Raw genomic sequence first — 26,274 nt, forward strand, 5'->3', positions numbered from 1 at the left:
GTAGTCACATGTAAGGCAACTCATCCAGCACAATCAGCAACGTGCAAGATGAAGCCAACCTAAAAAATGGGGACTAGGTGGTGAGACTGGCGTACATCAGGAACGCCAAAGCCCGTCTAAGACGGGCTGCAGCTGGAGAAATGTAGCGAAAGCGTAGCTATTCGAACCACCATTGCCCCAATAGTGTGCTACCGGTTGATTGCCTCTGCATTGAGCGACTGCTCAGCCCACTCAAATTTGATCGTACAGTGCCCAAGGTTCTGACGACTCTGAATTCCTGAGTGGCGGGCTGTTGAAATCCGGTGGGACAAAAAGTGGGGCAAAATTACTAACGAGTGAAAAGCGGTTAGGCATAAAAAAATCCAGTCACCGCTAAATGACTGGATTTTTAGGGATTTTTGGTCGGGACGGAGTGATTCGAACACTCGACCCCTTGCACCCCATGCAAGTGCGCTACCGGGCTGCGCTACGCCCCGACTACATTCTCATAACCTCTGAGAACGATGAAGAATCTACCCTAACCTCCTGATAAATGAAAGCTTTTTCTCAAAAAAAATTTCACTCATCAAAAACCCAGGTCACTTCTTCAACACCACCAACACATCCTCCAACTCGACAATCATCTGCCGAATCAGCTGCTTGTACTGGCTCGACTCATCCTTGGCCTCATCACTTGAGAGCCTCAACCGAGCCCCACCAATAGTGAACCCCTGGTCATAAAGCAGCGCGCGAATCTGGCGAATCATCAGCACATCCTGCCGCTGATAATACCGCCGGTTCCCCCGCCGCTTCACGGGATTGAGCTGATCGAACTCCTGCTCCCAATACCGCAGCACGTGCGGTTTTACCGCACAAAGCTCACTCACCTCACCAATGGTGAAGTACCTTTTGCCCGGTATGGGGGGCAGTTCGTCGTTATGGCTTGGTTCCAGCATAGGCCTCAACCCGGGCCTTCAACTTCTGCCCTGGACGAAAGGTGACGACGCGCCGTGCGGTGATCGGGATTTCTTCCCCTGTCTTGGGGTTGCGGCCCGGCCGCTGGCGTTTGTCGCGAAGGTCGAAGTTGCCGAAACCGGACAGCTTGACCTGCTCGTTCTCTTCAAGTGCGTGCCGAATTTCTTCAAAAAACAGCTCGACCAGTTCCTTGGCCTCACGCTTGTTAAGCCCCAGCTCCTCGTACAGCCTTTCGGCCATCTCAGCTTTCGTCAGAGCACCCATGCCGTTATTTCCTTAACGTGGTGTTCAACCTTTGTTCGAGCGAGGTGAGGATGTTTTGCAGGGTAGTGTTCACCTCATCGTCGTTAAGAGTGCGCGATGGATGCTGCCAGGTCAAGCCGACGGCAAGGCTTTTTCTATCAGGATCAATGCCTTTACCTTGGTAGACATCAAACAGCCTGAGGTCTGTGAGCCATTCGCCTGCATTGTCACGAATTACTTCAAGCACCGAGCTAGAAGCTACATCACGTCCTGCGATCAAAGCCAGGTCGCGGCGGGTTTCCGGGAACTTGGACAGCTCGCTGAATTTTGGCAGGCGGCCTTCGACCACATCGCCCAGCACCAGCTCGAACAGGAACACCGGGCGGTCCAGGTCCAGGGCTTTTGCCAGCTCTGGGTGGATGGCGCCGAGGTAGCCGACCAGCTTGCCGTCACGCTCGATGGCGGCGGTCTGGCCTGGGTGCAGGGCTGGGTGTTTGCCGGCACTGAAGGTGAAGTCGCTCAGGGCGCCGGAGTAGCCCAGCAGGGCTTCCACGTCGGCCTTCACGTCGAAGAAGTCGACGCCGTCGCGGCCGTTGGCCCAGCCTTCTGGCAGGCGGCTGCCGGTGACAACGCCAGCGATCATCGGCTGCTGCTTCAGGTCGCCGAGCTGGCCGACGAAGCGCAGGCCGCTTTCGAACAGGCGCACGCGGTCTTGCTGGCGGTTCAGGTTGTGCTGCAGTGCCTTGACCAGGCCCGGCCACAGGGACGCGCGCATGGCGGCCATGTCGCTGGAGATGGGGTTGGCCAGCAGCAGCGGCTCTACGCCCGGGCTGAACAGTTCGAACAGTTTCGGGTCGATGAAGCTGTAGGTGATGGCTTCCTGGTAGCCGCGGGCAACCAGCAGGCGGCGCAGGGTCGGCAGGTCACCGCGGGTTTCCGGCTTGCCCTGGGGGGCCAGGCGGGCTTGCGGGTAGCGAACCGGCAGGTTGTTGTAGCCGTACAGGCGGGCCAGCTCTTCGATCAGGTCCACTTCCAGGCTGATGTCGAAGCGGTGGCTTGGGATATTGACAGTCCACTGCCCTTCTTCAGTCTTGGTAGTGGTCAGCTCCAAGGCGTTGAGCAGTTGCTCGACCTGGGCTGGGTCCATTTCCATGCCGAGCATCTGGGTGATGCGTTCGGCGCGCAGGGTGACCGGGGCCACTTGCGGCAGGTGCTGTTCGCTGACGGCTTCGACAACCGGGCCGGCTTCGCCGCCGACGATGTCCAGCAGCAGCTGGGTGGCGCGCTCCATGGCTTCGCGGGCCAGCTGCGAGTCTACGCCGCGCTCGTAGCGGTGCGAGGCGTCGGTGTGCAGGCCGTAGGAACGGGCTTTACCGGCGACGGAGATCGGCTCGAAGAAGGCGCTTTCAAGGAACAGGTCGCGGGTTTTTTCGGTGTTCACACCGCTGTGCTCGCCACCCATGACGCCGGCAATGGCCAGGGCGCGGGTGTGGTCGGCGATTACCAGGGTGTCGGCGCGCAGGGCAACTTCCTGGCCGTCGAGCAGGACGAGCTTCTCGCCCTCTTCGGCCATGCGTACGCAGATGCCGCCGTTGATTTCTGCCAGGTCGAAGGCGTGCATCGGCTGGCCGAGTTCGAGCATCACGTAGTTGGTGATGTCGACGGCGGCGTCGATGCTGCGCACGTCGCTGCGGCGCAGGCGTTCGACCATCCACAGTGGGGTCGGCTTGCTCAGGTCGACGTTGCGGATGACGCGGCCCAGGTAGCGTGGGCAGGCAGCCGGGGCGCTGACTTCGACCGGGCGCACTTCGTCGTGGGCAGCCGGTACGGCTGGCACCACCGGGCGGGTGACCGGGGTGTCGTACAGGGCGCTGACGTCGCGGGCCAGGCCGGCGATGGACAGGCAGTCGCCGCGGTTGGGGGTGAGGCCGATTTCGATGCTGGCGTCGTCCAGGCTCAGGTACTGGCGAATGTCTTCACCAACCGGGGCGTCGGCAGCCAGTTCCAGCAGGCCGTCGTTCTCTTCGCTGATCTGCAGCTCGGCAGCCGAACACAGCATGCCGAAGGACTCGACGCCGCGCAGCTTGGCCTTCTTGATCTTGAAGTCGCCTGGCAGTTCGGCGCCGATCATGGCGAACGGGATCTTGATGCCTGGGCGGGCGTTAGGGGCGCCGCACACGACCTGGAAGGTTTCCTGGCCGTTGCTTACCTGGCACACGCGCAGCTTGTCGGCGTCCGGGTGTTGTTCGGTGGCGAGGATTTCGCCCACGACGATGCCGCTGAACTGGCCGGCAGCGGGGGTAACGCTGTCGACTTCGAGGCCGGCCATGGACAGGCGGGCGACCAGTTCGTCACGGGAGACTTGCGGGTTTACCCAACCGCGCAACCACTGTTCACTGAATTTCATGCTGTTCTCCTAGAATGTGCGTCGATTGGGCCTAGCGGAATTGGGCAAGGAACCGCAGGTCGTTATCGAAGAACAGGCGCAAATCGTTGACGCCGTAGCGCAGCATGGCCAGGCGCTCGGCGCCCATGCCGAAGGCGAAGCCCTGGAACTCTTCAGGGTCGATGCCGGACATGCGCAGCACGTTCGGGTGCACCATGCCGCAGCCCATCACTTCCAGCCAGCCGGTCTGCTTGCACACGCGGCAGCCTTTGCCGGAACACATCACGCACTGGATGTCGACTTCGGCGGACGGCTCGGTGAAGGGGAAGAACGATGGGCGGAAACGTACCGCCAGTTCTTTTTCGAAGAACACGCGCAGGAATTCTTCGATGGTGCCCTTGAGGTCGGCGAAGTTGATATCGCGATCGATCAGCAGGCCTTCGACCTGGTGGAACATCGGCGAGTGGGTGATATCCGAGTCGCAGCGGTATACGCGGCCCGGGCAGACAATGCGGATTGGCGGCTGGGTGGACTCCATGGTCCGCACCTGCACCGGCGAGGTGTGGGTGCGCAGCAGCATGTTGGCATTGAAGTAGAAGGTGTCGTGCATCGCCCGGGCCGGGTGGTGGCCGGGGATGTTGAGCGCTTCGAAGTTGTGGTAGTCGTCTTCCACCTCTGGGCCTTCGGCAATGCCGTAGCCGATGTGGGTGAAGAACTGCTCGATGCGCTCGAGTGTACGGGTGATCGGGTGCAGGCCACCGGTGGCCTGGCCGCGGCCTGGCAGGGTGACGTCAATGCATTCGGCAGCCAGGCGAGCGCTGAGCTCGGCTTCTTCGAAGGCGGCCTTGCGGGCATTGAGCACAACGGTAACGCGCTCTTTGGCGTCGTTGATCAGCGCGCCGACTTTCGGCCGCTCTTCGGCTGGCAGGTTGCCCAGGGTCTTCATCACCTGGGTCAGCTCGCCTTTCTTGCCGAGATAATTCACCCGGATCTGTTCCAGGGTATTGATGTCTTCAGCGCGCTCCACGGCCTCTAGGGCTTGGGAGACCAACGCATCCAGGTTTTCCATGTACAGACTCCAGATACGAAAATAGGGGAAGAGCTTTGAAGGCTCTTCCCCTATCGATGACGTTCAATGCCCGACGGCGCTAGCGCCGCCGGGTGATTGTCGCGGGTACTTAAGCCAGAACGGCTTTAGCTTTCTCGACAATCGCAGCAAACGCCGCTTTTTCGTTCACTGCCAGATCGGCCAGAACCTTACGGTCGATTTCGATCGAAGCCTTTTTCAGGCCAGCAATCAGACGGCTGTAGGACAGACCGTTGGTGCGGGCACCGGCGTTGATACGAGCGATCCACAGTGCGCGGAACTGACGCTTCTTCTGACGACGGTCACGGTAGGCATATTGACCTGCCTTGATGACAGCCTGCTTGGCAACGCGGAATACGCGCGAGCGTGCACCGTAGTAGCCTTTAGCCAGTTTCAGAATTTTCTTGTGACGCTTACGAGCGATGACGCCACGCTTAACACGAGCCATGAGTAACTTCCTCTATCTAAACCAGAATTAACGTACGCGCAGCATGCGCTCGACTTTTGCCACGTCAGACGGGTGCAGCAGGCTGGCACCGCGCAGTTGACGCTTACGCTTGGTCGACATTTTGGTCAGGATGTGGCTCTTGAAAGCGTGCTTGTGCTTGAAGCCGGAAGCGGTCTTCAGGAAGCGCTTCGCAGCACCGCTCTTGGTTTTCATTTTTGGCATGTTGGAACTCCGCATTCGATAAAATTACACAATAATCATCAGGCCTGCCGTGCCCGGGAGATTACTTCTTCTTTTTGGGGGCGATGACCATCATAAGCTGGCGTCCTTCCATCTTCGGATGCTGCTCAACGGAGCCGTATTCGGCGAGGTCGGCTTCGACCCGCTTCAACAGCTCCATGCCCAGCTCCTGGTGGGCCATCTCACGGCCGCGGAATCTCAGAGAGATCTTGGCCTTGTCCCCATCGGTAAGGAAACGTACCAGGTTGCGTAGTTTTACCTGGTAATCCCCTTCTTCCGTCCCTGGACGAAACTTGATTTCTTTGATCTGGATCTGCTTCTGGTTTTTCTTGGCTTCGTTGGCCTGCTTCTTCTTCTCGAAGAGGTGCTTGCCGTAGTCCATCACCTTGCAGACGGGCGGTTGCGCGTCGGCGGAGATTTCCACCAGATCCAGCTTCGCTTCATCAGCGATACGAAGCGCTTCATCAATCGAGACGATGCCAATCTGCTCGCCGTCAGCGCCAATTAACCGAACCTCGCGTGCCGAGATATTCTCGTTGATCGGGGCTTTCGGTGCAGTTCGTTTATCGTTTCTCATTTCACGCTTAATAGTCATTACTCCGATTCTAGGCGACCGCGCTGGGCAACAGCGCTGTTGAGCAGCTGCGTGAATTCAGCCACCGGCATGGAGCCGAGGTCTTTGCCTTCACGGGTGCGTACGGCGACGGTCTGCGTTTCGACTTCGCGATCCCCTATAACCAAAAGGTACGGGACCTTGAGCAAAGTATGCTCGCGGATTTTAAAGCCGATCTTCTCATTTCTCAAGTCCGACTTGGCACGGAAACCGCTACCATTCAGGGTATTTTCCACCTCGAGGGCGAAATCGGCCTGCTTGTCGGTGATGTTCATGATCACGGCCTGGGTGGGTGCCAGCCAGGCCGGGAACACGCCAGCGTAGTGCTCGATCAGCATGCCGATGAAGCGCTCGAACGAACCGAGGATGGCGCGGTGCAGCATGACCGGGCGAACTCGGCTGTTATCTTCGGCGATATAGCTGGCATCCAGGCGTTCCGGCAGGTTCGGGTCGTACTGCAGGGTACCGCACTGCCAGTTACGGCCGAGGCAGTCGCGCAGGGTGAACTCGATCTTCGGGCCGTAGAAGGCGCCCTCGCCCGGCTGGTATTCCCACTCCAGGCCCGATTCGTTCAAGGCGTCGGCCAGTGCGCCTTCGGCACGGTCCCACAGCTCTTCGGAACCCACGCGCTTGGCCGGGCGGGTCGACAGCTTCATGGCGATGTCGGTGAAGCCGAAGTCCTTGTACACGTCCAGGGTCAGCTTGATGAAGTCGGCGGCTTCTTTCTTCACCTGTTCTTCGGTGCAGAAGATGTGCGCGTCGTCCTGCACGAAGCCACGCACGCGCATGATGCCGTGCAGGGCGCCGGACGGCTCGTTACGGTGGCAGGCACCGAACTCGGCCAGGCGCAGCGGCAGGTCGCGGTAGCTCTTCAGGCCCTGGTTGAACACTTGCACGTGGCACGGGCAGTTCATCGGCTTGACCGCGTAGTCACGGCTTTCCGACGAAGTGGTGAACATGTTCTCGGCGTAGTTGGACCAGTGGCCGGAACGCTCCCAGAGAATGCGGTCGACAACCTGCGGGGTCTTGATTTCCTGGTAGCCGTTGACGCGCTGGACCTGGCGCATGTACTGCTCGAGTACCTGGTACACGGTCCAGCCGTTGGCGTGCCAGAACACCATGCCCGGGGCTTCTTCCTGCAGGTGGAACAGGTCGAGCTGCTTGCCGATCTTGCGGTGGTCGCGTTTTTCGGCTTCTTCGATGCGCTGGATGTACGCAGCCAGCTGCTTCTTGTCGGCCCAGGCGGTGCCGTACACGCGTTGCAGCTGCTCGTTCTTGGCATCGCCGCGCCAGTAGGCGCCGGACAGCTTGGTCAGCTTGAATGCCTTGAGGAAGCGGGTGTTCGGCACGTGCGGGCCGCGGCACATGTCGACGTATTCTTCGTGGTAGTACAGGCCCATGGCCTGCTCGTCCGGCATGTCTTCGACCAGGCGCAGCTTGTAGTCTTCGCCACGGGCCTTGAACACATCGATGACTTCGGCGCGCGGGGTCACCTTCTTGATGACGTCGTAGTCCTTGTCGATCAGCTCCATCATGCGCTTTTCGATGGCGGCCATGTCTTCAGGGGTGAAGGGGCGCTCGTAGGCGATGTCGTAGTAGAAGCCTTCGTCGATGACCGGGCCGATCACCATCTTGGCGGTCGGGTACAGCTGCTTCACCGCGTGGCCGACCAGGTGGGCGCACGAGTGACGGATGATCTCCAGTCCCTCTTCATCTTTAGGGGTGATGATCTGCAGGGTGGCGTCGTTGCTGATCAGGTCGCAGGCATCGACCAGTTTGCCGTCGACCTTGCCGGCCACGGTGGCCTTGGCCAGGCCGGCGCCGATGGAAGCGGCGACTTCGGCTACGGATACGGCATGATCGAACGAACGTTGACTGCCATCGGGAAGAGTAATAACGGGCATGGCGCCTCCTCTCCTAGTGGTGACCCCTACCAAAGGTCACGTGGGTTGGGATGAGCCAGTACAAGATCCGACCTGCCTTCCCGCAACGGGAAGCCTGCCTCACAGTGGCAGAAGCCTTTCGGCTTGCCAGGGACGAACCAGAGTGACTGGAAAGAAAAAAGATAGCTGCAGGCTGCAAGTTGTCAGCTGCAAGCCGGGCATGCTAGCACGCGGGTTGCATGCCAGGCAGAAATATTTGGAAATTACGCCGCAGCGGTGAACTAACGCGGAAAAATTCCTATCAGACCTTGGGAAGCAACCTACTCTTGATGAGACCTTAACCCAAGGAGTAACTGGTTATGCGAGTTCCGTCTCTTCTGGCCCTGGCGGCCGCTGGGGCCCTGCTGCTGCCCATGGCTGCGAACGCCGGCAACTTCCCGGCCGGGAAGGAAGCCGCCTACATGAGCCAGTGCACGCAAGTGGCTCAAGGCCAAGGCGTTGACGCTGCGACCGCGAAAAAACACTGCGACTGTGGCGCGCAAACCATCAAAAAGAATTTCACCGACGCGGAGATTGCCGACCTCGACAGCAACGATGGCGTGGACGCCAAGCTGATGCAGAAGGCCCAGACGGTCGTGAAACAGGCCTGCGCACCGAAGAGCTGAAACCTTAAAGCCAGAGCAGACCAGCCATTCTTTGAGCTGGATCAATATCCTGCGAAGGTAAAAGGCGCTAGATGCGCAGAATTAGACTATGATGTGTTCCGTGCTCCGTAGCCTCGGCCGCATTGCACCACTGAAAAAACTAAATGTTCTGGAGATTCACCCATGTCCAATCGCCAACAAGGCACCGTCAAATGGTTCAATGATGAGAAAGGCTACGGCTTCATCACCCCAGCAGGCGGCGGCGACGACCTGTTCGTTCACTTCAAGGCCATCGAATCTGACGGCTTCAAGAGCCTGAAAGAAGGCCAGACTGTTTCCTTCGTCGCCGAGCGCGGCCAGAAGGGCATGCAGGCTGCACAGGTTCGTCCGGAGTAATTCGGATAGCTGTAAAAAAACCCGCCCTTGTGGCGGGTTTTTTTATGGCCGTTTGCCAGGCTGCACGCGCTCGTTTTTTTTGTAGGAGCGGCCTTGTGTCGCGACGGGGCGCGTAGCGGCCCCAGGGTTTCAGCTTTGCAGCATCAATGGCCGGGGCCGCTTTGCGCCCCTATCGCGACACAAGGCCGCTCCTACAGGGACCGCGTCAAAGCTTGCCAGGGCCGCACCCTCGCTTTCTTGTAGGAGCGGCCTTGTGTCGCGACGGGGCGCGTAGCGACCCCAGGGTTTCAGCTTCGCAGCATCAATGGCCGGGGCCGCTTTGCGGCCCTTTCGCGACACAAGGCCGCTCCCACAAGGACCGCGTATCAGCCGCAGTTGACGCGAACTACCTTGCCCTGCTCGTCCACGTTCAGGTTCAAGCGCTCGGAGCGGTACTCGAGGGTAACCACGTCGTGCGGCTTGAGAATGCGGGCCATCTGCGAGCCACTGGCCTTGCGCGCCTGCTCCAGCAGCTCGGCGCTGGCGGGCTTGCCAATGGCGAAATCGGCGCCGCTGGCTTCGCAGCGGCCGTCGTTGCCTGCCGGCGTGGCTGGCGCAGCGCCACCAGCAGAATTGCCACCAGTGCTGCAACCAGCCAGGACAGCAGCCACCGCCAGGGTTGCCAGGTAAGCACGGGTACGGAACATGAAGCCTCCTAAATCGGTCCGGGAACTGTCTGATCCGACAGCTCCGCTCATCTTTTGTTGCAAAACCGGTCAAGTCTGCCTGAACTCTCCAGCCGAGGCGAAAACGCAATCGTGACCGGATTTTGCACAACCTGCTGCGTTTGCCATATGCTTAAGCCGCAAGGTCACTGACGCAAAGTCATGATTTAGTGCAAGAAGTGGAGCGCACCCCGCCTCCATCGAACACCAGGGTCAGGTGTTCGCCCCTTCGTCCCGGGCCCCAAGCGAGAGCCTTTCATGAGCAGCCACAGCATCGAAGCCGATATCAAGGTCAAATGGGCCGAAGGCCAGAGCGCGTACAGCCCTGGCACGCCGGAGGAGTTGCTGCTGATTGCCATCGACCTGCTGGTGCGCGATCGCGGCGCCGAGGCGGCACGCAGCTTCTTCGACCAGGTGTTCGAGCGCTACGCGCCGCACACGGCTATTCCAATCGCGCCAAACGGGCGCTGAGCAGGTCGAACAGGCCCTGGGCATCGCCCTCCTCCACCCACATCACGTTGGCAGGCTGCTTGAGCACGCCGTACCAGTCGGCAAGGGTCTGGCCGAAGCTGGGGCCTTCGCGGCTGTCGATGCTCATATGGATGCGCCGGCCGCTGAACAGCTCGGGCTTGAGCAGGTAGGCGATGACGCTGGCGTCGTGCACCGGGCCGCCGGGCATGCCGTACAGGTCCATGTCGTGGGTGATGTAGGCGTTGAGGATATCCACCACCCGTTTGCTGGCCTGGTTGTTCACCGCCGCCAGTTGCTTGAGGCGGGCGTCGCTGGTCAGCAGCTTGTGGGTGACGTCCAGCGGCAGGTAGGTCAGTTGCACGCCGCTGGCCAGCACCACTTCGGCGGCATGTGGGTCGGCATAGAGGTTGAATTCCGCCGCCGGGGTGATGTTGCCGCCGTTGAAATGGGCACCGCCCATGACCACCACCTGCTTGATGCCTTTGGCGATGACCGGGCGCTGGATCAGCGCCAGGGCCAAGTTGGTTTGTGGGCCGAGCATGGCGATGGTGATGCTGTGGGGCTTGGCGGCGCCCAGGGTGTCGACCAGGTATTGCACGGCATTGCCCTGGGCCAGCGGCGCTTTCGGTTCGTGGACCTGGATGCCGGTGAGGCCTTCTTCGCCGTGCACGTCGGCGGCGTAGATCGGCTTGCGCACCAGCGGGCGAGCGGCGCCGGCATACACCGGGATGTCTTCGCGGCCGGCCCATTCGCGGGCCAGGCGGGCGTTGCGCGAGGTTTTTTCCAGGCGCACGTTGCCGGCCACGGTGGTGATGGCGCGGATGTTGAGTTCGTCGGGCGAGGCCATGGCCAGGAACAGCGCGACCACGTCGTCGGCGCCGGGGTCGGTGTCGATGATCAGGTCGATGGGGGCGGCCTGGAGGGTGGTGGCTGCGGCCATGAGGGCGATTCCTTGTAGCAGGGGTTTGAGCATGGGTGGCACTCCTGTTGCCAGAGCATAATTATTCAGGCAAACCGCAATCCCCCTGTGGGAGCGGGCGTGCCCGCGAAGAATCCAACTCGGTGTATGGCACCGGCGTTGCCGGTGTTCGCGGGCATGCCCGCTCCCACAGGGGTTCTGCGTTGACCAAAACGACGAGCTAGAAGGTCACGCCGGAAATCAGCGCGATGTTGCTGTAGGGCTGGCACTCGCCAGTGCGCACTACCGCACGGGCACTGCGTGACAATTCCTTGAAATCTTCATGGCTCAGCCATTCGCGCTTGCCCAGCTTGCCCTTCAGCCGCTCGATCTCGACCAGCGCCGGCGGCACCACTTTCTGCATCTCTTCGGCCAGCACGTGGCGCTCTACCTGCAATTCGCTCAGCACAACCCGCAACACGCTGGCGAAATCCGGTAGGCCGGGCGTGACGGCCAGGTCGATCAGTTCGACACCCGGCGGCACCGGCAGCCCGGCATCGCCGATCACCAGGATGTCACCATGCCCCATGCCGGCGATGGTCCGCGACAGGGCGACGTTCAGCAGTGGGGTTTTCTTCATGGCGCAAGCTCCGCCAGGTAGGGAATCGACGGCTGGGCGCCGGCGCGGGTAACCGACAGGGCCGCGGCGCGCTGGCCGAAGGCGATGGCTTCGCCCTCCTCCAGGCCGCGCACCAGGCCAGCGGCAAAGCCGCCAATAAAGGTATCGCCGGCTGCCGTGGTGTCCAGCGGCTGCACCACCGGCGCGGGGAAGTGCTGGTGGCCCTGAGGGGTGACCAGCAAGGCCCCTTGCGCGCCCAGGGTGATGATCACTTTGCCCGCGCCCAGTTGCAGCAAGCGCTCGCCAGCGCGCCGGGCACTGTCCAGATCAGCCACCGCCACGCCGGTCAGGGCTTCGGCCTCGCTTTCGTTGGGCGTCAGGTAGTCGATGTGGGCGAACCAGTCCGCCGGCAAGGGGCCGGTCGCCGGCGCCGGGTTCAGGATCACCCGCTTGCCCAGTTCACGCCCCCTGGCCAGGGTCCAGGCCACGGTGTCGGCTGGTACTTCCAGCTGGCAGATGATCACCTCGGCCGCCTGCAGCAGCGCATCGAACCGCTGCACCGACTGCGGCGTCAGCAGGCCGTTGCCACCGGGGATGATGACGATGCAGTTCTGGCTGGCGGCATCCACGGTGATCAGCGCCACACCGCTGGACACGCCCTGGCAGGTGCTGACGCCCTGGCAGTCGATGCCTTCCACATACAAGGCCCGGTGCAGTTGCCGGCCATAATCATCGTCGCCAACGTTGCCGATCATCGCCACGCTGCCGCCCAGGCGCGCCACGGCCACCGCCTGGTTGGCCCCCTTGCCGCCCGGCACGGTGGAAAAGCTTTCGCCGGGGAGTGTTTCGCCGGCCCGGGGCAGGCGCTGGGCGCGGGCCACCAGGTCCATGTTGAGGCTACCGACTACCACGACCTTGGCACTCATGACATTTCCTTAGCGTTAGCGGTAATCGTTGAACAGGTCCGGGCGCGGCCCGGTGGACTCGCGCAGCACGATGCGCGGGGCGACGATGCGTTGCTCCGCCGCGCCCTGGCGGGGTGTGCCGATACGCGCCAGCAACAGCGACGCGGCGCTCTCGCCCAACTCGCGGATCGACTGGCCCACCGTGGTCAACGGTGGGTACACATAGCGGCTGAGTTCGATGTCGTCGAAGCCGATCACCGACAGCTCGCCAGGCACGTTGATATTGCGTTCGGCCGCGGCACGCAGCACGCCGAAGCCGATCATGTCGTTGCCGGCGAAGATCGCCGTGGGCCGCTTGCCCTCCAGCAACCGGGTTGCCACCGCATGGCCCCCCGGGCTGGTGAAGTCGCAGTGCAGCACGCGGTCGCCCAGCACCGCTGCGCCGGCCTCGGCCATGGCGCGACGGAAGCCGCTCAGGCGCAGCTGGGTGACCCCGGTCTCGGCGGGGCCGCCGATGTAGGCGATGTCGCGGTGGCCAAGCTCCAGCAGGTGACGGGTGGCCAGGTAGGCGCCCTGTTCGTGGTCGATGCGCACCAGGTCGGCATCGACGCCGTCCAATTCGCGGTCGACGATCACCATTGGCGTGCGCACGCCAGTCAGGCTTTGCAGCAGGTCGCTGTCCTGGCCTACCGAAGCCACCACCAGTCCGTCGATGCGTTTTTCCAGCAGTACACGCAGATAGCTGCGCTGCTTTTGCGGGTTGTCGTCGGAGTTGCACAGGATCACGCAGTAGCCGTTGCGTTCGCAGGCGTCTTCGATACCCCGCGCCAGTTCGGCGAAGTACGGGTTGACGCTGTTGGGCACCAGCAAGCCGATGGTGGCCGTGCTGCGCGCCTTCAGCGAGCGGGCCACGGCGCTGGGCACGTAGTCGAGCTCGGCGATGGCGGCTTCGACTTTCAGCCGCACCTGCTCGCTGACCGGCCGGGTCTTGTTCAACACATGGGACACGGTGGTGTAGGAAATACCCGCCAGTGCCGCGACGTCTTTGATGGTTGCCATGTTTTCAGTTCCGCCGGCCTGCACGCCGGCTACGGTAAGTGTCGAGCACCACGGCGATGACGATCACCGCCCCGGTGATGATGCGTTTGGTCGGTTCGCTGGCACCGATCTGCGCCAGCCCTGCAGCCAGCACCGAAATGATCAGCACGCCAAAGAAAGTGCTGATGACCGAGCCACGCCCGCCCATCAGGCTGGTGCCGCCAATCACCACGGCGGCGATTACCTGCAGCTCCAGGCCGGAGCCGGCATTGGGGTCTGCCGCTTCCAGGCGCGAGATCTGGAACAGCGCGGCCAGGCCGGCAAGCAGGCCCATCAGGGCGAACACCAGCACCTTGTACGGGCGCGGGTCGATGCCGGCCAGGCGCACGGCCTCTTCGTTGGTGCCGATGCCGATCAGATAGCGACCGAACACCGTGCGGGTCAGCACCAGCTGGGCCAGCACGATCACCAGCAAGGCAATGATGAACGCCGGCGAGATGCCGAATGCAATGGGGTTGGAGAACCAGGCATAGGCATCGCCGATATAGGCGGTGCGCGAGTCGGTGAACTGGTAGGCCAGGCCGCGGGCCATTTCCAGCACCCCGAGCGAAACGATGAACGACGGAATGCGCCAGGCCACGGTGACGCCGCCGGTGATGCTGCCAGCCAGCGCGGCCACGGCCATGCCCAGCAGGGCCGAAGGCAGCACGCCCCAACCCCAGCCGAGGATCGCCACGCTGACCGTGGAGGCCGCCAGCGCCAGCACCGAGCCCACCGACAGGTCGATGCCGCCGATGATCAGCACGAAGGTCATGCCCACCGCCAGCACCATCAGGTCGGGGATCTGGTTGGCCAGGGTACTGAAGGTGTTGTACGACCAGAAGTGGCTGCTGAGAAACGAGAACAGCACGATCATCGCCAGCAAGGCGCCGGCCAGGCCCAGATAGGTACCCAGGCCAAGATAGGTGCCACTGCGGCGCACCGGTGCGGCGCCTTGGCTGTCGAGCGGGGTGGTTTTCATGCATCCATCCTGGGAGCTGCGTCATGCAGCAGTGCGTCACGTTTCTGATAACCGGCAAAGGCCGCGGCCAGCAGCTGGTCCTGGCTCCAATGGTCACGCTCGAAGGTGTCGATCAGGCGACCGGCCGACAGAACGGCGATGCGGTCGCAGATCAGCATCAGCTCGCGCAGGTCGCTGGACACCACCACCAGGGCCTTGCCCTGGCGCGCCAGCTCGGCCAGCAGGCCATAGATGTCGAACTTGGCGCCGACGTCGATGCCACGGGTGGGCTCGTCGAACAGCAGCACCTGGCAATCGCGCTCCAGCCAGCGGCCGATCACCACCTTCTGCTGGTTGCCGCCAGACAGCTCGCCCACCACTTGCTGCGGGCCGGCACTGCGAATGCGCATGGCCTTGATCTGGCGCTCGGCCAAGGCCGCTTCGGCTTCGCCATCGAGCACCCCGGCCCGTGATACCGCGCCGAGGTTGCCCAGGGCGATATTGGCGCTGATCGACTGCGTCAGCAGCAGGCCCTCGCCTTTGCGGTCTTCGGTGATCAGCGCGATACCGGCCTGCACCGCAGCCTTGGGCGAGTCGATGGTGACCACCTGCGGTGGCTGGCCGAGGGCAATGCTGCCGCTGTCGGCACGGTCGGCGCCGTAGATCAGGCGCAACAGTTCGGTACGGCCGGCACCGATCAGGCCGGAGATGCCGAAGATCTCCCCTGCCCTGACCTCGAACGACACTTCACGCACCTTGTCGGCACGGCTGAGCTTGTCGACCTTGAGCAGCGGCGCGCCGATCTGCCTGCGGCCCAGGTCGATATGCTCGCCCAGCTCGCGGCCGACCATCAGGTTGACCAGTTCGGCGCTGCTGTAGCGCTGTATCGGCTCGTCGCACACCAGTTTGCCGTCGCGTAGCACGACGATGCGCTGGGCCACGCGCTGCAGTTCTTCCAGGCGATGGGAGATGTAGACGATGGCCACGCCACGTTGGCGCAGGCGCTCGATCTGGGTGAACAGCAGCTCCACCTCGCGCGCGGTGAGCATGGCGGTGGGTTCATCGAAGATCAGCACATGGCAATCGCCGATCAGGTTGCGGGCGATCTCGACCATCTGCTGGTGGCCGATGCCCAGCTCGCCGACCGGGGTGTCCGGGTCGATGGCGTCGAGGCCGACCTGGGCCATGGCGGCCGTGGCCAGTTGGCGCAGGCGCTTTTGGCTGATCCAGCCAAAGCGGCCGGGCAGGTTGTCGAGGAACAGGTTTTCCGCCACGGTCAGCGTGGGCAGCAGGTTCAGCTCCTGCATGACCATGCGCACGCCGAGGCGCTCGGCCTCGCTGCGGCTGCCAGGCGCGTAGGCCTGGCCGCGGTAGTGCATGTGCCCGGTGGTGGGGGTTTCCAGGCCACTGATGAGCTTGGACAGGGTGCTCTTGCCGGCGCCGTTCTCACCGGTCAGCGCCAGCACTTCGCCGGCCCGCAGGTTCAGGCTGACCTCGCCGAGCACGGGCTGGGCGTAGGTCTTGCCCAGGCCGCTGGCGGCGAGCACCACTTCATTGGCCGATGCAGGCATGGCCGTTTCTCCTGCCAGCGATCAGGGCTTGGTGATGAGTTGGACCGGGGTCTGGATGACGTTGTCGGCATCCACGTCAGGCTTCTCGCCCTTGACCATTTTCAGCGCCGCCTGGATGCCGTACACCGCCTGCTGGCTGGCCGCCTGGTCGAGTGTGGCGAGCACACGGCCATCGGCGAGCATCGGCTTGATGGCGTTGATGTTGTCGTAGCCCACCACTTGCACCTGGCCGGCTTTGCCAGCAGCACGCACGGCCGACACGGCGCCCAGGGCCATGCTGTCGTTACCGGCCAGCAGGGCTTTCAGGTCGGGGTATTCGTTGAGCATGGAGGCGGCGACGGCGTTGCCTTTGTCGATTTCCCAATTGCCGCTCTGCACCGAGACGATCTTGATCTGCGCGGCCTCCATGGCGTCCTTGAAGCCGGCGGTACGCTGCTGGGCGTTGGTGGTGGTCGGCACGCCTTCGATGATGCCGACCTGGTCGCCGGCCTTGAGCTTCTCGTTGGCCAGGTAGTCGCCGACCAGGCGCGCGCCCTTGCGGTTGTCGGGGCCCACGAAGGGTACGCTGATGCCTTTGCTCTTGAGCAGTTCAGGGTCCAGGCGGTTGTCGATGTTGATCACCACCACGCCTTGGTCCATGGCCTTCTTCACCGCCGATACCAGCGCCTTGGAGTCGGCCGGGGCAATGACCAGGGCCTTGGCGCCCGCGTTGACCATCTGCTCGACGATGCGGATCTGCTCGCCGGTGTCGGTCTCGTTCTTGATGCCGTTGGCGATCAGCTCGAATTCATCGGCGTGGGCTTTCTGGTAGTCCTTGGCGCCGTCTTCCATGGTGCGGAAGAACTCGTTGGCCAGCGACTTCATGACCAGGGCGACCTTGGGCTTGTCTTCGGCGTGGGCGGCCGAAAACGGCAGGGCCAGGGACAGCGAGGAAATGACCGCGAGGGCCAGCAGACGACCGGGGAACGGCAGTTTCATGGACGATGACTCCGGATCTTGTGTTTTTTGTCGGATCGCAAACGTTTGCGTTGCCTAACTATGGAAACAGGACCGGGGTTTGTCAAATCCGTTTGGCTGTGGGAGGTCAAGTCGAGCCTGGGGCAGTTTATCCGGATTTTTTCCGAAAAGCCGAACGTCTTTTCCTACGTTTGTTCGGAATCTCGAATGACACACCCCCGCATGTGGGAGCGGCCTTGTGTCGCGAAAGGGCCGCAAGGCGGCCCCGGCAATGTGTGTTGTTGCGCCGGGATCCGGGGCCGCTGCGCGCCCCTTTCGCGACACAAGGCCGCTCCCACAAGGCCCGTGCGCACAACTGGTACGAAACCTGCCTTGCACCCTGTGCGACAAAACAACCATCTCATTAGGAAGAGAGAGAACAATAACGATGAATGCCGCACTGAAAACCTTCGCCCCCAGCGCACTCGCCCTGCTGCTGGTGCTGCCAACCACCGTTTCGGCCAAAGAAGCCGAAACCCAGCAGAAGCTGGCCAACGTGGTCATTCTCGCCACCGGCGGCACCATTGCCGGTGCTGGCGCCAGCGCCGCCAACAGCGCCACCTACCAGGCCGCCAAGGTGGGTGTCGACAAGCTGATCGCCGGCGTACCGGAACTGGCCAACCTGGCCAACGTGCGCGGCGAGCAGGTCATGCAGATCGCCTCTGAGAGCATCTCCAACGACGACCTGCTCAAGTTGGGCAAACGCGTTGCCGAACTTGCCGAAAGCAAGGACGTGGACGGTATCGTCATCACCCACGGCACCGACACCCTGGAAGAAACCGCCTACTTCCTCAACCTGGTGGAAAAGACCGACAAGCCGATCGTGGTCGTCGGTTCGATGCGCCCGGGCACCGCCATGTCCGCTGACGGCATGCTCAACCTGTACAACGCCGTGGCCGTGGCCAGCGACAAGCAGTCGCGCGGCAAGGGCGTGCTGGTGACCATGAATGACGAGATCCAGTCCGGCCGCGATGTGAGCAAGGCGCTCAACATCAAGACCGAAGCCTTCAAGAGCGCCTGGGGCCCGATGGGCATGGTGGTGGAAGGCAAGTCCTACTGGTTCCGCCTGCCGGCCAAGCGCCACACGGTCAACTCCGAGTTCGACATCAAGCAGATCAGCAGCCTGCCGCAGGTGGACATCGCCTATGGCTATGGCAACGTCACCGACACCGCCTACAAGGCGCTGGCGCAGAATGGGGCCAAGGCACTGATCCATGCCGGTACCGGCAACGGTTCGGTGTCGTCGCGGGTAGTGCCGGCGCTGCAGGAACTGCGCAAGAACGGCGTGCAGATCATTCGCTCGTCGCACGTCAACCAAGGTGGTTTCGTGCTGCGCAATGCCGAACAGCCGGATGACAAGAACGACTGGGTCGTGGCCCATGACCTGAACCCGCAAAAGGCGCGGATCCTGGCGATGGTGGCGATGACCAAGACCCAGGACAGCAAGGAGCTGCAGCGGATCTTCTGGGAGTACTGATCACTAGTACCCCCTGAAATGCAAACAGCCCCGCTGCGTGGGCGGGGCCGTTTGCTGTCAGCTAGCCGAAGGCCTCAGTGGCTGGTCGGCATCGCGAACTCCGCCCCCTTGGCAATCGCCTGCGGCCAGCGCTGCATGATGCTTTTCTGCTTGGTGTAGAAGCGCACCCCTTCCTCACCGTAGGCATGCATGTCGCCGAACAGGCTCTTCTTCCAGCCACCAAAGCCATGCCAGGCCATCGGCACCGGGATCGGTACGTTGATACCGACCATGCCCACCTGGATACGGCGGCCGAACTCGCGGGCGATGTGGCCGTCGCGGGTGTACAGGCTCACGCCATTGCCAAACTCGTGGGCGTTGATCAGGTCGACCGCTTCGGCAAAGTCCTTCACCCGCAGGCAGGCCAGTACCGGGCCGAAGATCTCTTCCTTGTAGATGCGCATGTCCGGGGTGACGTTGTCGAACAGCGTGCCGCCCAGCCAGAAACCGTCACCACAACCTTCGCCAGCCGCCTGGCCGTTGAAGTTGCGGCCATCGACCAGCAGCTTCGCGCCCTCCTTCACGCCTTGCTCGATGTAGCCGGTGATGCGCTCCAGCGCCGCGCGGGTGACGATCGGGCCCATCTCGGCTTCGAGGTTGGTACCGTTCAGCACTTTCAGCTCGCGGGTACGCTCGATCAGCTTGGGCATGACCTTCTCGGCAGTATCGTCACCGACAAACACCGCCACGCTGATCGCCATGCAACGCTCGCCAGCCGAGCCATAGGCGGCACCGATCAGCGCATCGACCACCTGATCGATGTCGGCGTCGGGCATCACCACCAGGTGGTTCTTAGCCCCGCCCAGGGCCTGCACGCGCTTGCCGTGGCGGGCACCGGTTTCGTAGATGTGGTTGGCGATCGGCGTGGAGCCGACGAACGACACCGCCTGCACATCCGGGTGCTCGATCAGCGCGTTGACCGCGTCCTTGTCGCCCTGCACCACGTTGAACACGCCGTCCGGCAGGCCGGCCTGCTTCAGCAGCTCGGCGATGAACAGGCTCGGGCTCGGGTCCAGCGGGCTGGGCTTGAGCACGAAGGTGTTGCCGGTGGCCAGGGCGACCGGGAACATCCACATCGGCACCATCACCGGGAAGTTGAACGGGGTGATGCCGGTGACCACGCCCAGCGGCTGGCGCAGGGTCCAGTTGTCGATGTTGGTGCTGACCTGGTCGGTGAAGTCGGTTTTCAGCAGCTGCGGTGCGCCGCAGGCAAACTCGACGATCTCGATGCCGCGCATCACCTCGCCCTGGGCATCGGTGAACACCTTGCCGTGCTCGGCGGTAATCATGCGGGCCAGGTCGTCGCGGTGCTCGTTGAGCAACGCCAGGAACTTGTTCAGCACCCGCGAACGGCGCAGTGGCGAGAGGTTGCTCCAGGCCGGGAAAGCGGCCTTGGCCGACGCGACAGCGGCGTCCACGTCCTTTTGCGCAGACAGCTGCACCTGGCCGGTGACCACGCCGGTGGCCGGGTTGTAGACCGGCAGTTGCTGGCCGCTGGTGGTCTCGGCCTGAGCGCCGGAGATCCAGTTCATGATGGTTTGGGTCATTGTATTTTTCCCGTAATTCATTGGTAGAGCGCCTGCCCCTGTGGGAGCGGGCGTGCCCGCGAATCAGGCACCGCGGTGGATGGCACGGGCTTCGCCCGTGTTCGCGGGCAAGCCCGCTCCCACAGGGATCGCGCCAGCTTTCAAATGCCGAGCAAGGTACAAAGGGCCAGTGTTGCGTCAGTAGATGGCATAGACCTTGCGCACGGTTTCCAGCACGTCCCAGCGGCCGGTCCAGCCTGGCGGCAGGATGATCAGGTCGCCGCCGGTCACTTCCACCACCTCCCGGGTGCTGTCGTCGGTGAGCAGCGCCTTGCCGGAGATGATGTAGGTGAACTCGGTGTCAGGGCGGTCGACCACCGGCCAGCCACCCGGCTGGCACTCCCACACACCAAGGTTGCCGACCGCTTCCGGGGCCTGCTTGCTGATGGCGATCTGCGGGTCCCCCTTGTCGGCGCCGGCACGCTGACCGGCAGGGTTCAGTGGCAGTGCCTTGATATCGGCGTGCTTGATGATGGTGAACGAAGGCATGGGGTTTCTCCTTGTCAATGGGCGCCGGTGAGCTTTTCCAGCAGCATCGCGGTACGTGAAGGTTTGTGGGTGTAGCGCTCCTCCAGATCACTGAGCGACGCGGCAGCCAGGCCGCTGTTGATGCCGAACCAGCGCAGCGGTTCTGGCTCCCAGGATGGCGAGCGGTGGTTGACCAGGGGCAGCGTGTTGATGTCTTCATCACGCTCGAGAATCAGGTTGCGCAGAATGCGCCCGGCCAGGTTGCTGGTGGCCACGCCATCACCGACGTAGTTGCCGGCCCAGGCCATGCGCTGGTTGCGGTCGATACTGACGGTCGGGCACCAGTCGCGGGAAACACCCAGCGCGCCACCCCAGCGGTGGGTGATGCGGGCGTCGCGCAGGGCCGGGAAGAATTCGAGCAGGGTGTCGTGGATCTTGCCGTGGATACTGTCCACCAGGTCGGCCTGCTCAGGCATGCTCGAGCCCCATTTGTAGGGCGCGCCCCGGCCACCGAACACCAGCCGGCCTTCTGCGGTGACCTGGCCGTATACGCGCAGGTGGCGCATGTCGTTGAACGCCAGGCGGTGGTCGAGGTTTAGCCGGGCCAGCAGCTCTCGTGGCAACGGCTCGGTGGCCAGCACCAGCGAATACAGCGGGATGACGAAACGCGACTTGCCCGGCTGTTGCGAAGTGAATGCCTCGGTGGCCCGCACCGTCATGCCGGCACGTACCGAACCATGTTCGGTGTGCACCACGCCCGGGGCCATCTGGGTGACCGCCGACTGCTCGTAAATTGTCGCGCCCAGGCTTTCGACCAGCTTGGCCAGGCCACGCACCAGCTTGCCGGGGTGGATGAGCGCGCAGTGTTCGGTGTAGAGGCCGCCAAGGGTGCCTTGGGCACCGGTCCGGGCCTGGGCTTCGGCAGCCTCCAGCACTTGCCACTGGTCAGGCAGCCCGAAGCGCGCCGAGGACTCCACGGCCGCACGCGCCCGCGCCATCTGCGGGGCGCTGCGGGCCAGGGAGAGGAAGCCCTGTTTGGCATAGTCGGCATCGATCTCTTCCAGCGCCAGCACCCGGCCGATCTCGTCGACCGTTGCGTTCATCGCAGCCTGCAGGTGCAAGGCCGCAGGGTGGGAATACAGTTGCTCCACCCGGTGCAGGGAAATCGGGAAGATCGCCGAGGCCCAACCGCCGTTGCGGCCTGAGGCGCCGAAGCCGACGGCGTTCTTTTCCAGCAGCACCACGCGCAGCGACGGGTCGCTCTTGAGCAGGTAGTAGGCGGTCCACAACCCCGTGTACCCGGCACCGACGATCACCACATCGGCATCGGCCACGCCGTCCAGCCGGGCCCGTGGCGCGCTCGGGGCAAACCATAGCGGTTTGTTGGGTAACAGGGACAAATCGGATTTCGCTGACATGCTGGTGGCTTCCCGTTGGCGTTTGCGACTGGTGTAGAGGGCTTCGTCTTGTCAGTAGTGACCAGTGCGTGTTGGCCTGAGGTTATGCGGGGTTGGCGGGGGGTGGTATCGACCATTTTCAATAGACGGAGCCATCAGCCATACAAATGTATGAATGATCATCAGCATTTGCAGTTGCGCGATACCTGTGGGAGCGGGCATGCCCGCGAAGCATGCGACGCGGTGTATGGCACCGGCTTCGCCGGTGTTCGCGGGCACGCCCGCTCCCACAGGGTCTCCCGCATCAGAACCCTACGATGAGAAGCCTGTGGAATACCCTGGATAACGCTGCGCACGGATCGGCCCAGGCTTGAGCACAGTTTTCGCCTGACAAGCTGTTGCGAAATTACTTACAGTGAAATACTGTATGTGCATACAGCAAAAACAAGGAAACACTTGTGTCCAGCACCGCCTCCGCCACCCCGAGCAGCTATGAACAACTGGGTATGCGCATCCAGAAGATCATCAACAGCCCCACGGCCCAGCGCAGCCGCGCGGCGCTGATCTTTCGCCTGGAACAGGAAGCCCCGGAAGACTGGGAAACCCTGCTCGAGGAAATCGCCGAAAACGATAACGTCACCCTCGCCCACCGCGACGATGGCGGTGTGCAGATTTTCTGGACCGTGCCGAAGGAAGACTGACCGCGTATTCAACCTCAGGCCAACGCCTGCAGGTAGGCGCTGGCTTCGCGGTAACGCGCCAGCCGCGCCAGGTCGGTGGGGCCTGGGCAGGGGATGCGCGAAAGGTCGCTGTTGTCGGCCAGGTCGGCCAGCTTGACGGTGCGCGCCAGCGGGTCACCGCCCAGGCGCACCACGAAGTCCTGGTAGGCCTCGCCCTCACGGCGGCTGAGCGCCAGCAAGGCGGCAAGGATTTTCAGCGCGAAACCCTCGCGCGCCAGGTCGGACAGGGTCAGCGGGGTGTCTTCGATCACATCGTGAAGCACCGCGACAATCCGTTGTTCGGTTGTGGAAACCCGCATCATCACGCGTAGCGGGTGGAGGATATAAGCAGCCCCACCCTTGTCGTATTGCCCTTCATGCGCCCTGGCGGCCACGGCAATGGCCCGCTCCAGTGTAGACATGAGGCCCTCCCCGTTCGGCTTCTTCCTGCCAAGCATAGCCAAAACTGTGCGGACAATGTCTAGCGCGCGTTTGACTGTGCCGCGCCGACCTTGCACAAGCGGACTTGTGGAAGCCGTGTGGGAGCGGCCTTGTGTCGCGAAAGGGCCGCATAGCGGCCCCGGCAATCTGTGCAGGGTTCAAGATTCTGGGGCCGCTGCGCAGCCCTTTCGCGACACAAGGCCGCTCCCACAAAAGGCCGCGCCTGCAGAAACCGGGTTCAGCGCGCTGCGCCGTGCTGGATCACCACCGAATCGGTACCCAGCTTGGCCATCACCTCGGCCTTGCGTGCTTCGGCTTCCTCACGGCTGGGGAACGGCCCCATCAGCACCACCGGTTTGCCGTCGCGGTACTCCACCGAGGATGGGATGCCCTTTTCGATCAGGCGCGCGGTCATGTCGCTGAGCGCGCCCATGTTAGCGCCCTGGATCACTTCCACATCCCAGCCTTGCGGGGCCGGCTGGCCAGCCAGGGCTTCGGCGCGACGCTGCAGTTCGGCGCCGCCACACATCTCGCGGATGCGCAGGTTGTTGCCGCTGTCGTCGACGATGATTTCGTATTGGCCATCGCGCTTGATCGCCACGTAGCTGCGGTAGGCTTCGTACTGCCCGGCATCATCCTTGCCGCGGACCTGGCCGCAGATGGTGCCCTGGGTGTCGATCCGCACGTTGCCGAACTTGGCGGTCTTGGGGTTGTGCAGGTGTTCGGCCACCTGTTTGTGCACGCCTTCGACCTCGTTCTCACAGCCCGCCAGGGCGAGCACTGCCATTACCACAGCCAGTTTGCGCACGCGTGTACCTCCAGATTCGAAGGCGCGGATTCTAGCACGCCCTCCCCAGGCAAGGACCGCGACCATACGTTACACCGTGCAACCAGTGCTCATGCACCTCAGGCAGTCATGGCATGCCTTGCCCTGTCATGACGGCAGCAGATCCAAGGTCCGTTCGAGCTCATCGAGGTCGATGCGGAAGCCGCTGCCATCAGGTATCCCGACCACAAAGCCGAAATGCTGTTGATCGCGATCAGTCAGGTACTTGTAGAAGCAGACAAAGCGATCAGGTGGCTGCAGCGTCAGCACCGAAGCGCCGGGCGACAGCACATTCATACCGTGGATGAGCTGGCTGCCTTCGACGCCCACCACTACCCTCGCCCCGGCACAGGTTTCCACGATGGTTGCCAGGTCGCCCCCCAAAGGGGCAAGGATGCGAAAGCCGCGATGTTTTTGCAGATGTTCGGCAATCTGTAGTTCGTTGCGCAGCAGGCGCAGATCTCCGTCACAGCCCCGCAAGATGAAAACCCCCGGGTGGGACTGGTAATTTACCCGCGACAACAACTTTTGGCCCATGGCGCGGTATCGCTCGGACTGGTTTGTGTTGTGGCTGAAGTCATCGAACAGCACCAACTCTCGAAAAAAGGCCGTGTGCAGCCGAAGCGGATGCATGCCAAGCCATTCTTCGTACTGCGCAGCCTGGGAAAAAAGGGGGAACCTGCCGGAGGGTGCCGTGGTGACCGGCACGCCTTCGTTACGGGCCAAAGCATATGTGACGCAATCCTCGGCCAGCCACGTTCCAAACCAGCGGTTGCCGTAACGTGAACAATAAGCGGCCCCACGCTCGATCTCTTGCTCCACGACGATTCGCGGCAACCCGTTGGGCCGGTCAGACAGCCAGAAGCTGGCATTGTTCTTGTAGAGTGCGCCATCGATCAGAATGACGTCCTTGATCAGATAGCCCTTGGTAGGGGCCTGTGCGACGCTGCCCAGCCCCTCCATGGTCCGCCGCGGATGCTCGAACGGAAAGAAACGTTTCGCTTCCCAGCCGGTCACTCGCTCCAACTGATTCGGCAGAAAGAAAGCGGGAGGCGCTGGGGTGACCTCGGCCGGGGCGATATCCCAGGTCCTGACCGCAAGGTTCTTCAGGTTCTCCGACGGCTTTCGTACCAGCCGCTTTCTTGCGAGGTACTTGTATGCGGCCAAGCTCCAGCTTTTATGGTCGGATACCTTCGTGTCTACACCCGAAATGTCGTTCATCATGCAGCGCTCTCATTGAAAGGCTATCTTTCACGCTCAGTTGCACACTACTTTTTCCAGAATGGGAGGGGACTGGAAGTGAGCATATCGATCACGCAAGTTCTCCAGCAGCAGTTCGCCAGGCGCTTTCGCACAGTAAATGTAAATCTTGAATAACCCACCGAAGACCATTTCACGATAGCGATCGACAATTTCGTCGTCACTTGGCCCATCCGGCAAACCCAGATGCAGTGTAAGCCTGCTGTCCTCGACGGCAAATAACGGGAACTCCCAGAGAAACTTGGCGATGCCGGTCTTCGGCAGCCGGACAAACATATAGGCCTGGTTGCCCAAAGTATCCACATCACCGCCGCGCCGGCGCTTCCATTTCAAAAGCCCATCGTCCGGACGTGCCAGACATTGACCAATGTCGTAATAATCGAAACCCTGCTCGATGGCCCATTCCAGAGCCATGAAGGTAGTGATCGAGTTGACCTCGCGCAGTCGTTTTGGGTCGTTGAAGACGGCCTCCGGGTAGCCAAAGCGAAGCGTGCTCCAATAGCGCTTGCCGGCCCGGGTTATTACACAACCGAAATGACAGGCTACAACCTCCTCGCCTTTCATCACGAGGTCGAGCCGGCCAACGGTCTGGGCGATGCGCAACACTTCCTGGGAGTCGAATTGTTTGGCATGCAGGCCATGCCGCGCCTGGGCATAAGGCTGCAACATTTCCCGGTCGGCCTTGCCAATCTCCTCGTCCGTCAGCACCTGCTGCATGCGGTACAGCGGCCGACACTTGCGGATGTTGCGGCGCAGTTCACCGTCGTAGCGGGCGATGATCTCTTCCAGCGGACGCCCCAGGGGGATGATGGCGCTCAGATAATGGGGCACGTACAGGGCACCTGCACTGGGCATCTCGCTGATCAACACCCTATGGGACGCGGCGCCAGGCTGTTGCGTGCCAGCGCCGGATTTGGTGTCGGCCTCGGGTTTACCGCCGATGAGCAGCTTGGCCATTTCCTTGC

General features: G+C 62.4%; 28 protein-coding genes and 1 tRNA gene. 5 read left to right on the top strand and 24 right to left on the bottom strand.

The genetic code is table 11. The annotated features are described in order from the left end of the window. Positions 1 to 399: 399 nt before the first annotated feature. From ACGLHT_RS16285 to thrS, 9 genes are all read right to left on the bottom strand, one after another. Positions 400 to 476 (bottom strand) — tRNA-Pro (locus ACGLHT_RS16285). 102 nt (positions 477 to 578) lie between these two features. Then, positions 579 to 935: a MerR family transcriptional regulator gene (locus ACGLHT_RS16290; RefSeq protein WP_003250681.1), complete on the bottom strand. Its 357-nt coding sequence runs from the start codon at positions 933 to 935 to the stop codon at positions 579 to 581. Continuing rightward, the gene (ihfA, locus tag ACGLHT_RS16295; protein ID WP_003250679.1) at positions 916 to 1,218 is read right to left on the bottom strand and encodes an integration host factor subunit alpha; all 303 of its coding nucleotides are present in this window, start codon (positions 1,216 to 1,218) and stop codon (positions 916 to 918) included. The genes ACGLHT_RS16290 and ihfA overlap by 20 nt, the downstream gene beginning before the upstream one ends. Before the next feature lie 4 nt (positions 1,219 to 1,222). Continuing rightward, positions 1,223 to 3,604 (bottom strand): phenylalanine--tRNA ligase subunit beta, encoded by a 2,382-nt coding sequence (gene pheT / locus ACGLHT_RS16300; protein WP_274079367.1) that lies wholly within the window; start codon positions 3,602 to 3,604, stop codon positions 1,223 to 1,225. A gap of 31 nt (positions 3,605 to 3,635) precedes the next feature. Further along, positions 3,636 to 4,652: a phenylalanine--tRNA ligase subunit alpha gene (gene pheS / locus ACGLHT_RS16305; RefSeq protein WP_013972006.1), complete on the bottom strand. Its 1,017-nt coding sequence runs from the start codon at positions 4,650 to 4,652 to the stop codon at positions 3,636 to 3,638. 109 nt (positions 4,653 to 4,761) lie between these two features. Then, complete coding sequence (gene rplT, locus ACGLHT_RS16310; protein WP_003250671.1) at positions 4,762 to 5,118, bottom strand: 50S ribosomal protein L20; 357 nt, start codon at positions 5,116 to 5,118, stop codon at positions 4,762 to 4,764. Positions 5,119 to 5,145: 27 nt separating this feature from the next. Then, positions 5,146 to 5,340 carry a 50S ribosomal protein L35 gene (gene rpmI / locus ACGLHT_RS16315; protein ID WP_003250667.1) on the bottom strand — a complete coding sequence of 65 codons (195 nt, stop codon included), beginning with the start codon at positions 5,338 to 5,340 and terminating at the stop codon, positions 5,146 to 5,148. 61 nt (positions 5,341 to 5,401) lie between these two features. Continuing rightward, a complete protein-coding gene (gene infC / locus ACGLHT_RS16320; protein WP_013972005.1) occupies positions 5,402 to 5,953 on the bottom strand; it encodes a translation initiation factor IF-3 in 552 nt (183 codons plus the stop codon). Continuing rightward, positions 5,953 to 7,875, bottom strand: coding sequence for a threonine--tRNA ligase (thrS, locus tag ACGLHT_RS16325; protein WP_013972004.1), 1,923 nt, complete (start codon positions 7,873 to 7,875; stop codon positions 5,953 to 5,955). The genes infC and thrS overlap by 1 nt, the downstream gene beginning before the upstream one ends. Positions 7,876 to 8,213: 338 nt before the next feature. Here thrS and ACGLHT_RS16330 point away from each other — a divergent pair, with 338 nt between their 5' ends. Both ACGLHT_RS16330 and ACGLHT_RS16335 read left to right on the top strand, forming a co-directional pair. Then, positions 8,214 to 8,519 carry a hypothetical protein gene (locus tag ACGLHT_RS16330; RefSeq protein ID WP_025338540.1) on the top strand — a complete coding sequence of 102 codons (306 nt, stop codon included), beginning with the start codon at positions 8,214 to 8,216 and terminating at the stop codon, positions 8,517 to 8,519. A 162-nt stretch (positions 8,520 to 8,681) separates the two neighbouring features. Beyond that, positions 8,682 to 8,894: a cold-shock protein gene (locus ACGLHT_RS16335; RefSeq protein WP_003250656.1), complete on the top strand. Its 213-nt coding sequence runs from the start codon at positions 8,682 to 8,684 to the stop codon at positions 8,892 to 8,894. 365 nt (positions 8,895 to 9,259) lie between these two features. On the opposite strand, the gene ACGLHT_RS16340 is transcribed toward ACGLHT_RS16335, so the two are convergent. Next, positions 9,260 to 9,580: an I78 family peptidase inhibitor gene (locus ACGLHT_RS16340; protein WP_003260961.1), complete on the bottom strand. Its 321-nt coding sequence runs from the start codon at positions 9,578 to 9,580 to the stop codon at positions 9,260 to 9,262. A 276-nt stretch (positions 9,581 to 9,856) separates the two neighbouring features. Here ACGLHT_RS16340 and ACGLHT_RS16345 point away from each other — a divergent pair, with 276 nt between their 5' ends. Further along, positions 9,857 to 10,069 (top strand): hypothetical protein, encoded by a 213-nt coding sequence (locus ACGLHT_RS16345; RefSeq protein ID WP_003260960.1) that lies wholly within the window; start codon positions 9,857 to 9,859, stop codon positions 10,067 to 10,069. Here ACGLHT_RS16345 and ACGLHT_RS16350 read toward each other — a convergent pair. From ACGLHT_RS16350 to ACGLHT_RS16380, 7 genes are all read right to left on the bottom strand, one after another. After that, the gene (locus ACGLHT_RS16350; protein WP_274120240.1) at positions 10,041 to 11,042 is read right to left on the bottom strand and encodes a nucleoside hydrolase; all 1,002 of its coding nucleotides are present in this window, start codon (positions 11,040 to 11,042) and stop codon (positions 10,041 to 10,043) included. The two genes, ACGLHT_RS16345 and ACGLHT_RS16350, sit on opposite strands and share 29 nt — an antisense overlap. Positions 11,043 to 11,208: 166 nt before the next feature. Next, positions 11,209 to 11,607, bottom strand: coding sequence for a D-ribose pyranase (rbsD, locus tag ACGLHT_RS16355; RefSeq protein WP_061550488.1), 399 nt, complete (start codon positions 11,605 to 11,607; stop codon positions 11,209 to 11,211). Beyond that, positions 11,604 to 12,512 (bottom strand): ribokinase, encoded by a 909-nt coding sequence (gene rbsK, locus ACGLHT_RS16360; RefSeq protein WP_274120239.1) that lies wholly within the window; start codon positions 12,510 to 12,512, stop codon positions 11,604 to 11,606. Before rbsK ends, rbsD begins: the two co-directional genes overlap by 4 nt. Before the next feature lie 15 nt (positions 12,513 to 12,527). Then, positions 12,528 to 13,550, bottom strand: a complete 1,023-nt coding sequence (locus ACGLHT_RS16365) for a LacI family DNA-binding transcriptional regulator (RefSeq protein ID WP_075044736.1) — start codon at positions 13,548 to 13,550, stop codon at positions 12,528 to 12,530. Positions 13,551 to 13,554: 4 nt separating this feature from the next. Then, complete coding sequence (locus ACGLHT_RS16370) at positions 13,555 to 14,550, bottom strand: ABC transporter permease (protein ID WP_015269786.1); 996 nt, start codon at positions 14,548 to 14,550, stop codon at positions 13,555 to 13,557. Continuing rightward, complete coding sequence (locus ACGLHT_RS16375; protein ID WP_085692082.1) at positions 14,547 to 16,100, bottom strand: sugar ABC transporter ATP-binding protein; 1,554 nt, start codon at positions 16,098 to 16,100, stop codon at positions 14,547 to 14,549. Before ACGLHT_RS16375 ends, ACGLHT_RS16370 begins: the two co-directional genes overlap by 4 nt. A gap of 21 nt (positions 16,101 to 16,121) precedes the next feature. Continuing rightward, positions 16,122 to 17,078, bottom strand: coding sequence for a sugar ABC transporter substrate-binding protein (locus ACGLHT_RS16380; protein WP_085592289.1), 957 nt, complete (start codon positions 17,076 to 17,078; stop codon positions 16,122 to 16,124). A gap of 406 nt (positions 17,079 to 17,484) precedes the next feature. Between ACGLHT_RS16380 and ACGLHT_RS16385 the strand changes: the two genes are divergently transcribed. Then, the gene (locus ACGLHT_RS16385; protein ID WP_274120238.1) at positions 17,485 to 18,573 is read left to right on the top strand and encodes an asparaginase; all 1,089 of its coding nucleotides are present in this window, start codon (positions 17,485 to 17,487) and stop codon (positions 18,571 to 18,573) included. A 74-nt stretch (positions 18,574 to 18,647) separates the two neighbouring features. On the opposite strand, the gene ACGLHT_RS16390 is transcribed toward ACGLHT_RS16385, so the two are convergent. From ACGLHT_RS16390 to ACGLHT_RS16400, 3 genes are all read right to left on the bottom strand, one after another. Continuing rightward, a complete protein-coding gene (locus ACGLHT_RS16390) occupies positions 18,648 to 20,159 on the bottom strand; it encodes a CoA-acylating methylmalonate-semialdehyde dehydrogenase (protein WP_075044730.1) in 1,512 nt (503 codons plus the stop codon). A gap of 177 nt (positions 20,160 to 20,336) precedes the next feature. Beyond that, positions 20,337 to 20,687, bottom strand: a complete 351-nt coding sequence (locus tag ACGLHT_RS16395) for a cupin domain-containing protein (protein ID WP_025338531.1) — start codon at positions 20,685 to 20,687, stop codon at positions 20,337 to 20,339. A gap of 14 nt (positions 20,688 to 20,701) precedes the next feature. Continuing rightward, complete coding sequence (locus tag ACGLHT_RS16400) at positions 20,702 to 22,084, bottom strand: FAD-binding oxidoreductase (protein ID WP_274120237.1); 1,383 nt, start codon at positions 22,082 to 22,084, stop codon at positions 20,702 to 20,704. Positions 22,085 to 22,521: 437 nt separating this feature from the next. On the opposite strand from ACGLHT_RS16400, the gene ACGLHT_RS16405 reads away from it, so the two are divergent. Continuing rightward, positions 22,522 to 22,764, top strand: coding sequence for a DUF1654 domain-containing protein (locus tag ACGLHT_RS16405; RefSeq protein ID WP_075044724.1), 243 nt, complete (start codon positions 22,522 to 22,524; stop codon positions 22,762 to 22,764). Between the two features lie 14 nt (positions 22,765 to 22,778). On the opposite strand, the gene ACGLHT_RS16410 is transcribed toward ACGLHT_RS16405, so the two are convergent. From ACGLHT_RS16410 to ACGLHT_RS16425, 4 genes are all read right to left on the bottom strand, one after another. Beyond that, complete coding sequence (locus ACGLHT_RS16410) at positions 22,779 to 23,204, bottom strand: HD domain-containing protein (protein ID WP_003260953.1); 426 nt, start codon at positions 23,202 to 23,204, stop codon at positions 22,779 to 22,781. A gap of 257 nt (positions 23,205 to 23,461) precedes the next feature. Further along, positions 23,462 to 24,031, bottom strand: coding sequence for an SPOR domain-containing protein (locus ACGLHT_RS16415; RefSeq protein WP_025338525.1), 570 nt, complete (start codon positions 24,029 to 24,031; stop codon positions 23,462 to 23,464). 126 nt (positions 24,032 to 24,157) lie between these two features. After that, complete coding sequence (locus tag ACGLHT_RS16420) at positions 24,158 to 25,273, bottom strand: glycosyltransferase family 61 protein (protein WP_274120236.1); 1,116 nt, start codon at positions 25,271 to 25,273, stop codon at positions 24,158 to 24,160. A 33-nt stretch (positions 25,274 to 25,306) separates the two neighbouring features. Further along, the gene (locus ACGLHT_RS16425; protein ID WP_394519775.1) at positions 25,307 to 26,266 is read right to left on the bottom strand and encodes a hypothetical protein; all 960 of its coding nucleotides are present in this window, start codon (positions 26,264 to 26,266) and stop codon (positions 25,307 to 25,309) included. Positions 26,267 to 26,274: the final 8 nt, after the last annotated feature.

Source organism: Pseudomonas sp. PsB, assembly GCF_043658375.1.
Lineage (GTDB): Bacteria > Pseudomonadota > Gammaproteobacteria > Pseudomonadales > Pseudomonadaceae > Aquipseudomonas > Aquipseudomonas putida_Z.